The 13,009-nt window shown below is 71.5% G+C and carries 11 protein-coding genes and 1 pseudogene; 9 read left to right on the top strand and 3 right to left on the bottom strand.

Translation table 11 applies throughout. The features are described 5' to 3' along the window. Positions 1 to 3: 3 nt before the first annotated feature. From CYQ11_RS25620 to pssA, 6 genes are all read left to right on the top strand, one after another. On the top strand, positions 4 to 2,016 hold the full coding sequence (locus CYQ11_RS25620) for a protein meaA (protein WP_099202673.1): 2,013 nt from the start codon (positions 4 to 6) through the stop codon (positions 2,014 to 2,016). Beyond that, on the top strand, positions 2,013 to 2,996 hold the full coding sequence (locus CYQ11_RS25615; RefSeq protein WP_099202672.1) for an HpcH/HpaI aldolase/citrate lyase family protein: 984 nt from the start codon (positions 2,013 to 2,015) through the stop codon (positions 2,994 to 2,996). Before CYQ11_RS25620 ends, CYQ11_RS25615 begins: the two co-directional genes overlap by 4 nt. A 5-nt stretch (positions 2,997 to 3,001) precedes the next feature. Continuing rightward, a complete protein-coding gene (locus tag CYQ11_RS25610) occupies positions 3,002 to 3,514 on the top strand; it encodes a MaoC family dehydratase (protein ID WP_099202671.1) in 513 nt (170 codons plus the stop codon). Between the two features lies 1 nt (position 3,515). Further along, positions 3,516 to 4,721, top strand: a complete 1,206-nt coding sequence (locus CYQ11_RS25605) for an acyl-CoA dehydrogenase family protein (protein ID WP_099202670.1) — start codon at positions 3,516 to 3,518, stop codon at positions 4,719 to 4,721. A 180-nt stretch (positions 4,722 to 4,901) separates the two neighbouring features. Further along, positions 4,902 to 5,558: a phosphatidylserine decarboxylase gene (locus CYQ11_RS25600; RefSeq protein ID WP_099202669.1), complete on the top strand. Its 657-nt coding sequence runs from the start codon at positions 4,902 to 4,904 to the stop codon at positions 5,556 to 5,558. Continuing rightward, positions 5,545 to 6,396: a CDP-diacylglycerol--serine O-phosphatidyltransferase gene (pssA, locus tag CYQ11_RS25595; protein ID WP_181143787.1), complete on the top strand. Its 852-nt coding sequence runs from the start codon at positions 5,545 to 5,547 to the stop codon at positions 6,394 to 6,396. Before CYQ11_RS25600 ends, pssA begins: the two co-directional genes overlap by 14 nt. A 242-nt stretch (positions 6,397 to 6,638) precedes the next feature. Here pssA and CYQ11_RS25590 read toward each other — a convergent pair whose 3' ends face one another. Continuing rightward, positions 6,639 to 7,766: a glycerate kinase gene (locus CYQ11_RS25590; RefSeq protein WP_398780580.1), complete on the bottom strand. Its 1,128-nt coding sequence runs from the start codon at positions 7,764 to 7,766 to the stop codon at positions 6,639 to 6,641. A gap of 126 nt (positions 7,767 to 7,892) precedes the next feature. Here CYQ11_RS25590 and CYQ11_RS25585 point away from each other — a divergent pair, with 126 nt between their 5' ends. Beyond that, complete coding sequence (locus CYQ11_RS25585) at positions 7,893 to 9,584, top strand: BCCT family transporter (protein ID WP_099202666.1); 1,692 nt, start codon at positions 7,893 to 7,895, stop codon at positions 9,582 to 9,584. Between the two features lie 15 nt (positions 9,585 to 9,599). Here CYQ11_RS25585 and CYQ11_RS25580 read toward each other — a convergent pair whose 3' ends face one another. Both CYQ11_RS25580 and CYQ11_RS25575 read right to left on the bottom strand, forming a co-directional pair. After that, positions 9,600 to 11,012: a phytoene desaturase family protein gene (locus tag CYQ11_RS25580; protein ID WP_099202896.1), complete on the bottom strand. Its 1,413-nt coding sequence runs from the start codon at positions 11,010 to 11,012 to the stop codon at positions 9,600 to 9,602. Positions 11,013 to 11,072: 60 nt separating this feature from the next. Next, a complete protein-coding gene (locus tag CYQ11_RS25575) occupies positions 11,073 to 11,900 on the bottom strand; it encodes an inositol monophosphatase family protein (protein ID WP_099202665.1) in 828 nt (275 codons plus the stop codon). A gap of 132 nt (positions 11,901 to 12,032) precedes the next feature. Between CYQ11_RS25575 and lplB the strand changes: the two are divergent. Together lplB and CYQ11_RS25565 are read left to right on the top strand one after the other, a co-directional pair. Next, positions 12,033 to 12,200: pseudogene (lplB, locus tag CYQ11_RS25570) on the top strand (lipoate-protein ligase small subunit); the annotation flags it as partial. Between the two features lie 56 nt (positions 12,201 to 12,256). Continuing rightward, positions 12,257 to 12,985 (top strand): hypothetical protein, encoded by a 729-nt coding sequence (locus CYQ11_RS25565; RefSeq protein ID WP_104651090.1) that lies wholly within the window; start codon positions 12,257 to 12,259, stop codon positions 12,983 to 12,985. Positions 12,986 to 13,009: the final 24 nt, after the last annotated feature.

Below are 13,009 nucleotides of genomic sequence, written 5' to 3'. Positions count from 1 at the left end.
CGTATGACTGAGCGTCAGAAGGATCGTCCGTGGCTGATGCGGACCTACGCCGGGCACTCCACGGCCGAGGCGTCCAACGAGCTCTACCGGCGCAACCTCGCCAAGGGCCAGACCGGTCTCTCGGTCGCGTTCGACCTCCCGACGCAGACCGGTTACGACCCCGACCACGTCCTCGCCCGCGGCGAGGTCGGGCGGGTCGGGGTCCCGGTCGCCCACCTCGGTGACATGCGGCGCCTGTTCCAGGACATTCCGCTGGAGCAGATGAACACCTCCATGACCATCAACGCCACCGCCATGTGGCTGCTGGCGATGTACCAGGTGGTCGCGGAGGAACAGGGCGCCGACGTCGCGAAGTTGCAGGGGACGACACAGAACGACATCGTCAAGGAGTACCTCTCGCGCGGGACGCACGTCTTCCCGCCCGGGCCCTCCCTGCGGCTGACCACCGACATGATCACGTACACGGTGGCGCACATCCCCAAGTGGAACCCGATCAACATCTGCAGCTACCACCTGCAGGAGGCCGGGGCCACCCCGGTCCAGGAGATCTCGTACGCCATGTCCACGGCCATCGCCGTGCTGGACGCCGTGCGCGCCTCCGGACAGGTGCCGGAGGAGAAGTTCGGCGACGTCGTCGCCCGCATCTCCTTCTTCGTCAACGCGGGCGTCCGCTTCATCGAGGAGATGTGCAAGATGCGCGCCTTCGGCCGCATCTGGGAGCACATCACCCGCGAGCGGTACGGCATCGACAACCCCAAGCAGCGCCGCTTCCGCTACGGCGTCCAGGTCAACTCCCTGGGGCTGACCGAGGCCCAGCCCGAGAACAACGTCCAGCGCATCGTCCTGGAGATGCTGGCCGTCACCCTCTCCAAGGACGCCCGCGCCCGGGCCGTGCAGCTGCCCGCCTGGAACGAGGCGCTGGGGCTGCCGCGCCCCTGGGACCAGCAGTGGTCCCTGCGCATCCAGCAGGTGCTCGCCCACGAGAGCGACCTGCTGGAGTACGACGACATCTTCGCCGGTTCGCACGTCGTCGAGGCCAAGGTGGACGCCCTGGTGACCGAGTGCCTGGCGGAGATCGAGCGCATCCAGGAGATGGGCGGCGCGATGGCGGCCGTCGAGTCCGGCTACCTCAAGTCCCAGCTCGTCTCCTCGCACGCCGAGCGCCGGGCCAGGATCGAGGCCGGCGAGGAGAAGATCGTCGGCGTCAACTGCTACGAGGGCACCGAGCCCAACCCCCTCACCGCCGACCTGGACACCGCCATCATGACGGTCGACCCGGCGAACGAGGCGCGCGTCGTGGCCGCCCTCCACCGCTGGCGGGACGACCGCGACGAGACCCGCGCCCAGGAGGCGCTGTCCGTCCTGAAGAAGACGGCCGCGGGCTCGGAGAACCTGATGGCGGCCACCCTGGAGTGCGTACGGGCGGGCGTCACGACCGGCGAGTGGTCCTGGGCCCTGCGCGACGTCTTCGGCGAGTTCCGCGCCCCCACGGGCGTCAGCGGCGCCCCGCTGGCCGTGACCGCCGAGGCGGGCACCCCGCTGGCGGCCGTGCGCGAGAAGGTCGCCCGCACCGCGCAGGACCTGGGCGGCGGCCGGCTCCGGCTGCTCGTCGGCAAGCCCGGCCTGGACGGCCACTCCAACGGCGCCGAGCAGATCGCCGTGCGGGCCCGTGACGCCGGCTTCGAGGTGGTCTACCAGGGCATCCGTCTCACCCCCGAGCAGATCGTCTCGGCGGCCGTCGCCGAGGACGTGCACTGCGTGGGTCTGTCGATCCTCTCCGGCTCGCACGCCGAGCTGGTACCGGACGTCCTGACCCGGCTGCGCGGGACGGGGGCGGACGACGTGCCCGTGATCGTCGGTGGCATCATCCCGTCAGCCGACGCCGCCGCCCTGCGGGCGGCCGGTGTCGCGGCGGTCTTCACCCCGAAGGACTTCGGTATCACGGAGATCATCGGCCGTATCGTCGACGAGATCCGCAAAGCGAACAGGCTCGACCCCCTGGAGGTATCCGCATGACTGGCACCGTCGAGGGCCTTTCCCCCGTGAACCGGCTGCGCCCGCGCCGTTCCTGCCTCGCCGTCCCCGGCAGCAACCCGCGTTTCCTGGAGAAGGCCCAGGGCCTGCCGGCCGACCAGGTCTTCCTGGACCTGGAGGACGCCTGCGCGCCGCTGGCCAAGGAAGGCGCCCGGCACACCATCGTCGACGCGCTGAACAACGGCGACTGGACGGGCAAGACCAGGGTCGTCCGGGTCAACGACTGGACCACGCACTGGACCTACCGCGACGTGATCACGGTCGTCGAGGGCGCCGGCCCGAACCTCGACTGCATCATGCTGCCCAAGGTGCAGGACGCCCAGCAGGTGGTCGCCCTGGACCTGCTGCTGACGCAGATCGAGAAGACCATGGGCTTCGAGGTCGGCCGCATCGGCATCGAGGCGCAGATCGAGAACGCCAGGGGCCTGGTCAACGTCGACGCGATCGCGGCGGCCTCGCCCCGCCTGGAGACGATCATCTTCGGCCCGGCCGACTTCATGGCGTCCATCAACATGAAGTCCCTGGTCGTGGGCGAGCAGCCGCCCGGCTACCCGGCGGACGCCTACCACTACATCCTCATGCGCATCCTGATGGCGGCCCGCGCGCACGACCTCCAGGCCATCGACGGCCCCTACCTCCAGATCAAGAACGTGGAGGGCTACAAGGAGGTGGCCGGGCGCGCCGCCGCGCTCGGCTTCGACGGCAAGTGGGTGCTGCACCCCGGCCAGGTGGAGGCGGCCAACGAGGTCTTCTCCCCCTCGCAGGAGGACTACGACCACGCCGAGCTGATCCTGGACGCGTACGACTGGTGCACCTCCGAGGCGGGCGGCAAGAAGGGCTCGGCCATGCTCGGCGACGAGATGATCGACGAGGCGAGCCGGAAGATGGCGCTGGTCATCGCGGGCAAGGGCCGCGCCGCCGGGATGACCCGTACGTCGAAGTTCGAGATCCCGGAGGCGTGAGAGCGATGCAGTTCGGCCGTACTTACGAAGAGTTCACCGTCGGCGACGTCTACAAGCACTGGCCTGGCAAGACGGTCACCGAATACGACGACCACCTCTTCTGCCTGCTCACGATGAACCACCACCCGCTGCACATGGACAGCAACTACGCGGAGGAGACGACCGACTTCGGCAAGAACGTGGTGGTCGGCAACTACGTCTACTCCCTGCTGCTGGGCATGTCCGTGCCGGACGTCTCGGGCAAGGCGATCGCCAACCTCGAGGTCGAGTCCCTCAAGCACATCGCGCCGACCTTCCACGGCGACACGATCTACGGCGAGACGACGGTGCTGGACAAGACGCCGTCGAAGTCGAAGAGCGACCGCGGCATCGTCCACGTCGAGACCCGCGGATACAAGCAGGACGGCACCGTCGTCTGCGTCTTCCGGCGCAAGGTGATGGTCCCCACCGCCACGTACATCAAGGAGCGCGGCGGGGAACAGCCCGGCCGCCCCGAGCCGATCACCGGGGAGAAGTGAGATGGGCCGTCTGGCACGGACCGAGGGGTTGACGGACGTCCAGCGGGAGATCCTCGCGACCGTCCGTGAATTCGTCGACAAGGAGATCATCCCGGTCGCGACGGAGCTGGAGCACCGCGACGAGTACCCGACGCGCATCGTCGAGGGCCTCAAGGAGCTCGGTCTCTTCGGCCTGATGATCCCGGAGGAGTACGGCGGCCTCGGGGAGTCCCTCCTCACCTACGCCCTGTGCGTGGAGGAGATCGCGCGGGGCTGGATGAGCGTGTCGGGCATCATCAACACGCACTTCATCGTCGCCTACATGCTCAAGCAGCACGGCACCCGGGAGCAGCGGGAGTACTTCCTGCCCCGCATGGCGACGGGCGAGGTCCGGGGCGCGTTCTCGATGTCGGAGCCGGCGCTGGGCTCGGACGTGTCGGCCATCACGTCCAAGGGTGTGCGCGAGGGCGACGAGTACGTCCTCACCGGCCAGAAGATGTGGCTGACCAACGGCGGCTCGTCGACGCTGGTCGCGGTGCTGTGCCGGACGGACGAGGGGCACCCGGAGGGGACGGCCCCGCACAAGTCGATGACCACCTTCCTCATCGAGAAGGAGCCCGGATTCGGGCAGGTCAAGCCGGGTCTCACCATTCCCGGCAAGATCGACAAGATGGGCTACAAGGGCGTCGACACCACCGAGTTGATCATGGACGGGCTGCGGGTGCCGGCCGACCGCGTCCTGGGCGGGACGACGGGCCGCGGTTTCTACCAGATGATGGACGGGGTCGAGGTCGGGCGCGTGAACGTCGCAGCGCGTGGCTGTGGCGTCGCTCAGCGCGCGTTCGAGCTGGGTGTGACCTACGCGCAGCAGCGGCAGACCTTCGGCAAGGCCATCGCCCAGCACCAGGCGATTCAGTTCAAGCTCGCCGAAATGGGCACAAAGGTCGAAGCGGCTCATGCGATGATGGTCAATGCCGCCCGGAAGAAGGACTCGGGCGAGCGCAACGACCTCGAAGCGGGCATGGCCAAGTACCTGGCCTCCGAGTACTGCAAGGAGGTCGTGGAGGACGCCTTCCGCATCCACGGCGGCTACGGCTTCTCCAAGGAGTACGAGATCGAGCGCCTCTACCGCGAGGCGCCCATGCTCCTCATCGGTGAAGGTACGGCCGAGATCCAGAAAATGATCATCGGCCGCCGGCTACTCGAGGAGTACCGGATCCAGGGGTAGATGTCCCCTCCAGAGGGAATTGGCGGCTTTTCCAAAGAGAAGAAGATCACACCCTGTCATCAGTGTTCGGCCATCTACCGACCCCGGCGCTTAGCCAGTTGCCGGTCGCAACCGATAGCATCCCCGGAAAGCCGCCGTCCCCCGATCGTTACGCGGCACCCTCCGCTACGAAGGTCACCCATGCCCCACAGCTCTTCCTCTGCACCTCGCGACAGCCTCCACGGCGTACGCCTCGCGCGCGGAGCATCGCCGTGGCTCCTCCCGACAGTCGCCACCGCAGCGGTCAGCCTCTCCAAGGCCCGCCGCTCCGGCCGCTGGGCGGCGCTGGCCGTGCCCGCCACCGCGCTCGCGGCGGGCATGCTGTGGTTCTTCCGCGACCCCGATCGTGAGATCGCCCAGGGCCGGGTCATCTCCCCGGCCGACGGCGTGGTGCAGAGCATCATGCCGTGGAAGGACGGACGAACCCGCGTCGCGATCTTCATGAGCCCGCTCAACGTCCACGTCAACCGGGCCCCGCTGGCCGGCACCGTGACGTCGGTCGAGCACATCCCGGGTGGGTTCGTGCCGGCCTTCAACAAGGAGAGCGAGAACAACGAGCGCGTCGTCTGGCACTTCGACACCGAGCTCGGTGACATCGAGATGATCCAGATCGCCGGTGCCGTCGCCCGCCGCATCGTGCCGTATGTGACAAAGGACACCAAGGTGGAGCAGGGCGAGCGCATCGGCCTGATCCGCTTCGGCTCGCGCGTCGACGTCTACCTCCCCGAGGGCGTCGAGGTCGCCGTCGAGGTCGGCCAGGTGACCAAGGCAGGAGTGACACGCCTTGACCGTGATTGATCCGGACACACAGGCCGCCTGGGTCCCGGAGGCGGACGACGACGCCGCGGACGACATGCCCCTGTCCACCCGGCTGTCAATAGCGGACACCCTCACCCTGGGCAACGCGATCTGCGGGTTCATGGCGGTGTACTTCACGACCACCGGCGTCCTCATCCCCCACCTCACGGGGAACGAGGACGGCGGCATGGCCCGCCACAGCGCGGCCACGGCCGTGATACTGATGCTGCTCGCCTCCGTCTTCGACCTCTTCGACGGGCTCGTGGCGCGCAAGCTGCGCAGTTCGGCGATGGGCGCGGAGCTGGACAACCTGTCGGACCTGATCAGCTTCGGTCTGGCGCCGGCCTATTTCGTGGTCGTCTGGGGCATGGTCGCCGACGACGCCCACCAGCGGGTGTCGGCGGTCGCCGCGATCGTGGTGCTGCTCGCGGTGGTCCTGCGACTGGCGCGCTTCTCGTGCGTGCCGATGCGGGACGGCATCTTCCAGGGCATGCCGAGCCCCTTCGGGGCGCTCACGGTGGTCTCGATCGTGCTGCTGGAGCTGCCCTTCGTGCCGACGCTCCTGGCGATCATGGGTGTGGCGTGGCTGATGGTGAGCCGCGTCGAGTACCCGAAGCCGCGCGGGCCCCTGGCGGTGGCCATGCTCAGCTGGATCGTGCTCAGCATGGGCCTGCTGGCCGCGTGGGCGTTCGACGCGCCGGGCGGTGAGCTGCTGCTCCAGACCGGGTGCGCGCTCCAGGTGGTCCTGGGCGCGGTGATCCCGCTCTTCGCGACGGCGCGACGGGTGAACACCTTCCGTGACAACCGCCGCGAGGCGCGGGCGGCGCAGCTGCCGTAGCGCCTCCCGGACGGGACGGACTGACCAAAGGGCGTGGGCCCGGGCGAAACGCCCGGGCCCACGCCCTTTGCCGTGCCGGGTGGCGGGACCCGTCACCCGGCGCACCGGTGGGGCGCTCACGCCCCCGCGCCGCGACAGCCACGCGAGGCGCACCAGGCCGCAGGTGGGGGGGCGGGCCCACGGGGGCGCTCACTCATGCGGCCCCGGGCAGACCGGGCCGGTGGGTGGGAAGGGCCGCGGCCTCAGCCGAGGTGGTCCCGCGCGACGCGCTCGGCGAGGCGCTCCAGCAAGGGCCCCGCTTCGGCCATGCACCGGCGCGGATCCGGCTCAAGGTCGGTGAGCGCGTACGCGCGCTCGATGCCGGCGCCGGCCAGGGCCGCGGCGTCGAGGGCCAGCCGGCCGCAGACGGCCACCACGGGCACCCCGCGCGCCCGCGCGGCCCGCGCCACGCCCACCGGCGCCTTGCCGTGCAGCGTCTGCTCGTCCAGCGAGCCCTCGCCCGTGATGACGAGGCCGGCCCCCTCCAGCGCCGTCTCGAAGCCCAGCACGTCGAGCATCACCTCGATGCCGGGGCGGAACGCGGCGCCCAGCCCGACGAGAGCGCCATACCCGGTGCCGCCCGCAGCCCCCGCGCCGGGCTCTGCCGCCCGTTCCCCGCCGTCCAGCACGGCCGCGTAGTGCGCGAGCGCGGCGTCCAGCACCTCGACGTCCGCCGGTGAGGCCCCCTTCTGCGGCCCGTACACCGCGGCGGCGCCGCGCGGGCCCGTCAGCGGGTTGTCGACGTCGCTCGCGAGCACGACGCGGGTGCGCGCGAGCCGCTCGTCGAGCCCGGACAGGTCGGCCTCCGCGAGGGCGGCGAGCGCGGCACCGCCCGGGCCGACGGGCCGCCCGGCACCGTCCGCCAGCCGCCCCCCGAGCGCGGCGAGCATCCCGGACCCGCCGTCCGTGGTGGCGCTGCCGCCCACGCCCAGCACGATCGTGCGCGCCCCCGCGTCGAGCGCGGCCCGCAGCAGTTCCCCGGTGCCGTACGTCGTGGCCGTCAGCGGCGCGGAGCGCCCGCCCGGCAGCAGCCGCAGCCCCGAGGCCCCGGCCATCTCCACCACCGCCGTGCCGTCCGCCGCCCGCAGGGCGTACGCGGCGACGACGGGCTCCCCCAGCGGACCGGTCACGGCCGCCTCCCGCCGGGCGAACCCGGCCGCCAGGGCGGCGTCGACCGTCCCGTCGCCCCCGTCCGCGACCGGCAGCGCGGTCACGTCCGCCGTGGGCGCGGCCCGGCGCAGTCCGGCGGCCACGTGGCCGGCCACCTGGGCGGCCGTCAGAGAGCCCTTGAACTTGTCCGCGGCGATCAGTACGCGTGTCGCTTCCGCCACCGTGCATCCCCTCGCTTCCGGGTCGCGCCGCGGTGACCCTACCCGGGGGACTGTCGCGCTGCCCATGCCCCGGTGGCGGCGCGCCAGCCCGTTCAATCAGGCGTTTCCCGGCCATAGTGGGGCGTCATGAGCACCGAGAGCACCGACGTGCGCCCACCGCCGGGCGACGCCCCGGACATGACCCTCGTCGCCGTCGGCGGGCTCGCGGTCCTGGCCGTGGTCTCGTGGGCTGCCCTCGGCAAGCGTTCCTTCGACCGGGTGTCGACGACCGCGCTGGGCTGGGTGCTGTCCAACTTCGCCTGGCTCTTCGTGATCGCGGCCGACGTGTTCCTCGTTCTGTGCGCGGTCATCGCCGTCAGCCGGTTCGGCCGGATCAGGCTGGGCGCGGACGACGCGCGGCCGGAGTTCGGCAACCTCGCCTGGATCGCCATGATGTTCAGCGCCGGCATGGGCATCGGCCTGATGTTCTACGGGGTCGGCGAGCCGCTGATCCACTTCGTCACCCCGCCACCCGGCAGCGGGGTCACCTCCGGCTCCCCCGCCGCGGCCCGCACCGCGCTCGAGTACTCGTTCTTCCACTGGACCCTCCACCCCTGGGCCATCTACGGCATGGCGGGCCTGGCCCTCGCCTACGCGGGCTTCCGCAAGGGCCGGGGCAACCGGCTCAGCTCGGCGTTCGTGCCCCTGCTCGGCGAGGCGCGGGCGGCCGGCTGGCCGGGCCGGGTCATCGATCTGCTCGCCGTCTTCGCGACCGTCTTCGGCACGGCCACCAGCCTGGGGCTGGGTGCCCTCCAGGTCACGAAGGGCCTGAACATCACGACCGGCGTCGCGGACTCCAAGACGCTCGAACTGGTCATCATCGCGTCGCTGTCGGCCGCGTTCGTGCTCTCCGCCTTCTCGGGGCTGCACAAGGGCGTGAAGTGGCTGAGCACGCTCAACATCGTGCTCGCCGCGTGTCTGATGGTGTTCGTCTTCCTGCTGGGCCCCACGGTCTTCGTGCTCAACGCCATCCCGTCCGCCACCGGCGGTTACCTCCACGACCTCCTCGTCCTCGCGACGCGCACCGGCGCGTTCACCGACTCGCAGTGGCTGGGCGCGTGGACGATCTTCTACTGGGCGTGGTGGCTGTCCTGGGCCCCCTTCGTGGGCACCTTCATCGCGCGGATCTCCCAGGGGCGGACCATCCGCGAGTTCCTCGTCGGCGTCCTGCTGGTGCCCAGCGGTGCGACGGTGATCTGGTTCTGCGTCATGGGCGGCAGCGCGCTGCGCCTGGACATGACCGGCACCGCGGACATGGCCGGCACCGTCAAGGAGGGCGCCGAGGCGTCGCTGTTCGCCCTGCTGGACACCTTGCCGCTGGCCACGCTGTCGTCGTGGATCGCCATGGCGCTGGTGATGACGTACTTCATCACCAGCGCCGACTCCGCGTCCCTGGTGATGGGCTCGCTCTCCAGCCGCGGGGCCCTGCACCCGCGCACCTGGCTGGTGGTCGTCTGGGGCGTGCTGATGGCCGCGGTCGCGGCCGTGCTGCTCGTGGCGGGCGGTCTGAAGTCCCTGCAGTCGGCGACGATCCTGGTCGCCCTGCCGTTCGTCGTGGTGATGCTGGCGCTGTGCTGGTCCCTGCTCGCCGAGCTGCGTACGGACCCGGGGGCGGGCCCGGCGCGGCACCACGCGCTGCACGGGCTGCGGGACGCGCTGCGCACGATGGTCGGCGACGCCATGACGGAGCAGGGTCCGGTGCGGCACCCGCGGCTGCGCCGGGTCGCGGAGAGCGCGCGGGACCGGGGCGAGGGCGAGGAGGGCGGCGGCCGCCCCTGACGCCGGGCGGGGCGTCTACACCCGGCCCGTGCGCAGGCGCCGCCACACCGCCCTGGCCGCGTGGTGCCCGGACATTCCGTGCACGCCGGGGCCCGGCGGGGTGGCGGAGGAGCAGAGGAAGACGGAGGGGTGGGGCGTGGCGTAGGGGACGCGGGCGAGCTTGGGGCGGACGAGCAGGCCGAGGCCGGCCACCGAGCCGGTGGCGATGTCGCCGCCGACGTAGTTGGCGTTGCGGGCGGCGAGTTGCGGGGGGCCGGCCGTGGCGCGGGCGAGGACGAGGTCGCGGAAGCCCGGCGCGAAGCGTTCGATCTGACGCTCGATCACCTCGGTGGCGTCGCCCTCCCAGCCGTTGGGCACGTGCCCGTACACCCAGAAGGTGTGCTTGCCCTCCGGGGCCCGGGTGGGGTCGAAGAGGCTGGGCTGGGCGGTGATGAGGAAGGGGACGGAGGGGTCGTCGCCCTCGACGGCGGCCCGCAGGGCCTCGCCGATCTCGCCCGCGGTGGGACCGATGTGGATGGTGCCGGCCCGGCGGGCGGGTTCGGCGGTCCAGGGCACGGGCCCGTCCAGCGCATAGTCGATCTTGAAGACGGAGGGGCCGTAACGGACGTTGGCGTACGTGCCGCCAAGGCCGGCGATGCGGGCGAGGGCCGTCGGGGAGGTGTCGAAGACGAAGGCGCGCGCGGGCGGCAGGTCGTCGAGGTGTCTGACCTCGAAACCGGTGTGGATGACGCCGCCCAGCGCGCGTAGGTACGAGCCGAGCGCGTCGGCGATCGCCTGCGAGCCGCCGCGGGGCACCGGCCAGCCGCCTTCGTGGGCGGCCAGGGCGAACACCAGGGCCATGCCCCCGGTGCCGAGGGTGCGCAGGGGAGCGATGCCGTGGGCGGCGAGCCCGGCGAGGAGCCCGCGGGCCTTCTCGTCCCGGAAGAGCCGGGCGAGGACCGCGGCGGGCAGGCCCGCGACCAAGCCGAACCGGGCGTAGAGGATCGGGTCGCGGGGCGGGCCGTCCCACTGGGTGCGCAGGAAGTCCGCGGCCAGCGCGTCCCACCGGCCGTGGAAGGGCGCGAGGAGCCGGCGGTAGGTGCCGGCGTCACGCGGCCCCAGCGAGCCGGCGGTCTCACCGACGGACCGGGAGAGGACGGCGGCCGTGCCGTCGGGGAAGGGATGCGCCATCGGCAGGCCGGGGTGGACCCACTCCAGCCCGTGGCGGTCCAGGGGCATCGCGGTGAAGGCGGGCGAGCGCACGGCGAGGGGGTGCACGGCCGAGCAGGGGTCGTGGCGGAAGCCGGGGAGGGTGAGCTCCTCGGTGCGGGCCCCGCCGCCGATGGCGTCGGCGGCTTCGAACACCTCCACCCGCAGGCCCCGGCGGGCCAGTTCGACGGCGGCGGTCAGCCCGTTGGGGCCGGCGCCTACGACGACCGCGTCGAGCATGGTGGCCACGGCACGGGCTCCCCTCGTGTGTCGCTGACGTCACGCCCTGGTGACGCCGGGTCAGCCGGCGGACGCCAGCAGCCCCAGGATATGCCGGAGGGTCGTCTCGTCCCGCGCAGCACTGAAGGGCAGGGTGTTGCCGCCCGTGACGCGGAACGGCTCCCCGGCGACCGTCGCGCTCGCGCCGCCCGCCTCGGCCACCAGCAACAGCCCGGCGGCGTGGTCCCAGGGGTTCTCCCAGGAGAAGGCCACGGCATCGAGAGAACCCTGCGCCACGTGCAGGTACTCCAGCCCGGCCGAACCACAGGGGCGCGGGGCGACGCCGTCGGTGAGCAGGGTGGCCAGGACGCGCTTCTGCTCGTCGTCGGTGAAGTCGAAGTGCGACGTGGCCACTTCCAGGTCGCGCCCCGGCTCGGGCACCCCGCAGCGCAGCGGCGTGCCGTTGAGCACCGCGCCCCCGCCCCGACGGGCGACGGCCATGAGGTCCAGGGCGGGCGCGTACGTCCAGGAGGCCAGCAGCTCGCCCCGGTGCGCGAGGCAGACGAGGGTGGCGAAGCCGGGGTCCCCCTGGACGAACTGCCGGGTTCCGTCGACGGGGTCGACGATCCACACGGGCGCGTCCCCGCCGAGCGAGAGCAGGATCCGGGGATCGGCGTGCACGGCCTCCTCCCCCACCACGACCGACCCGGGCAGCAGGGCGGTGAGCGCGGCCGTCAGGTGCTCCTCGGCGAGCCGGTCGGCGACGGTGACCAGGTCGTGGGGCCCGTTCTTCTCGACGATCTCGTCCGCGGCGAGCTGCCGGAAACGCGGCACGATCTCGGCGGCGGCGGCCTTGCGGACCGCCTCCTCGACATCGGTCAGACCACCTGCGAGAAATTCATCGATCATACGAACATCGAACCATGTCGCGAAGGCGTTCGGAGAGGGGGTGGTGGCCACGCGGTGACCGTCGGGTGAACGCCTGGTCGGGCGGGGTTGCGGTGGACGCCGCGGCCGGACGGAGCGGGGGGAGGAAACGCCGTGTACCACGGTGAATACAAGGTGCCGGGCGGCAAGCTCGTCGTCGTCGACCTGGAGGTCACGGACGGGCTGCTGCGCGGGGTGAGGGTGGCCGGGGACTTCTTCCTGGAACCGGACGAGGCGCTCCTCGACATCAACCGCGCCCTGGAGGGCGCCCCCGCCGGCACGGCGAGGACCTCGACGTCGAATGACCCCTGCCTGGGACGAGAGGGACAGCTATGGCAGTGAGCTCGGTATTCGGCCAGTGCGAAAGCCTCCGCGAGCGGTGCGAGATCGGGTCCGTCCAGCTGAGCCACGGTGAGGCGGACTACGACGAGGGGGCGATCTTGCCAGCTGGTGACTGGCGGCCACTGAACGTGGGGGAAGCCCAGCAGTTCGAGGCCGAGCCTGGCACCCCCGACGGCGCTCTGATCGAATTGGTACGCCAGCCCCTGCCGGTCATGCGACCGGAAGAGGCACCGGACATCCGCACCACCGCCGCCGCCCTCTATCCGTTCGCTGACCGCTGGCCTGCCGATTTCCTGGGCTGCGTCACGGACCCCGGAGACGAGCGCACCACGACTGAAGACCCTGCCACCGGGCGACGCCTCGGCCTTCACGTCGACAACTGGGACCGCCTCCCCTACGGAGCCCGTGGCGACGGCCGACGCAGGCTCTGCCTGAATCTCGGACCCGGTGTCCGCTACTTCCTCCTCGGTGACCGGGACATCGAAGAGATCTACCAATGCGTTCACCCTGACCCGGCACACCACTACCCGCACACGGACGACGTGAGGCGATACGTCACCCAGGGGCGGCCGCTGCAATGTCTGCGCATCCGCCTGGACCCCGGTGACGGCTACCTCACGCCCACCGAGCTACTGCCGCACGACGGCTCCACCCGGGGTGGAGAACAGCCCTCCACTGCTGCCTTCTGGCCAGGCCGGTGGCCAGGGGGCGCCGGCACGCCCTGACCACCTTCGGCCGGTTGCGCGTCG

The organism is Streptomyces cinnamoneus, from assembly GCF_002939475.1.
Classification (GTDB): Bacteria; Actinomycetota; Actinomycetes; order Streptomycetales; family Streptomycetaceae; genus Streptomyces; species Streptomyces cinnamoneus_A.
This window is presented reverse-complemented; position numbering and strand designations above follow the sequence as displayed.

What these genes read in the sequence shown, in the direction of transcription:
- CYQ11_RS25620 (WP_099202673.1), top strand. Translation starts at nt 4, where the DNA reads ATGACTGAGCGTCAGAAGGATCGTCCGTGGCTGATGCGGACCTACGCC.
- CYQ11_RS25615 (WP_099202672.1), top strand. Translation starts at nt 2,013, where the DNA reads ATGACTGGCACCGTCGAGGGCCTTTCCCCCGTGAACCGGCTGCGCCCG.
- CYQ11_RS25610 (WP_099202671.1), top strand. Translation starts at nt 3,002, where the DNA reads ATGCAGTTCGGCCGTACTTACGAAGAGTTCACCGTCGGCGACGTCTAC.
- CYQ11_RS25605 (WP_099202670.1), top strand. Translation starts at nt 3,516, where the DNA reads ATGGGCCGTCTGGCACGGACCGAGGGGTTGACGGACGTCCAGCGGGAG.
- CYQ11_RS25600 (WP_099202669.1), top strand. Translation starts at nt 4,902, where the DNA reads ATGCCCCACAGCTCTTCCTCTGCACCTCGCGACAGCCTCCACGGCGTA.
- CYQ11_RS25585 (WP_099202666.1), top strand. Translation starts at nt 7,893, where the DNA reads ATGAGCACCGAGAGCACCGACGTGCGCCCACCGCCGGGCGACGCCCCG.
- CYQ11_RS25580 (WP_099202896.1), bottom strand. Translation starts at nt 11,012, where the DNA reads ATGCTCGACGCGGTCGTCGTAGGCGCCGGCCCCAACGGGCTGACCGCC.
- CYQ11_RS25575 (WP_099202665.1), bottom strand. Translation starts at nt 11,900, where the DNA reads ATGATCGATGAATTTCTCGCAGGTGGTCTGACCGATGTCGAGGAGGCG.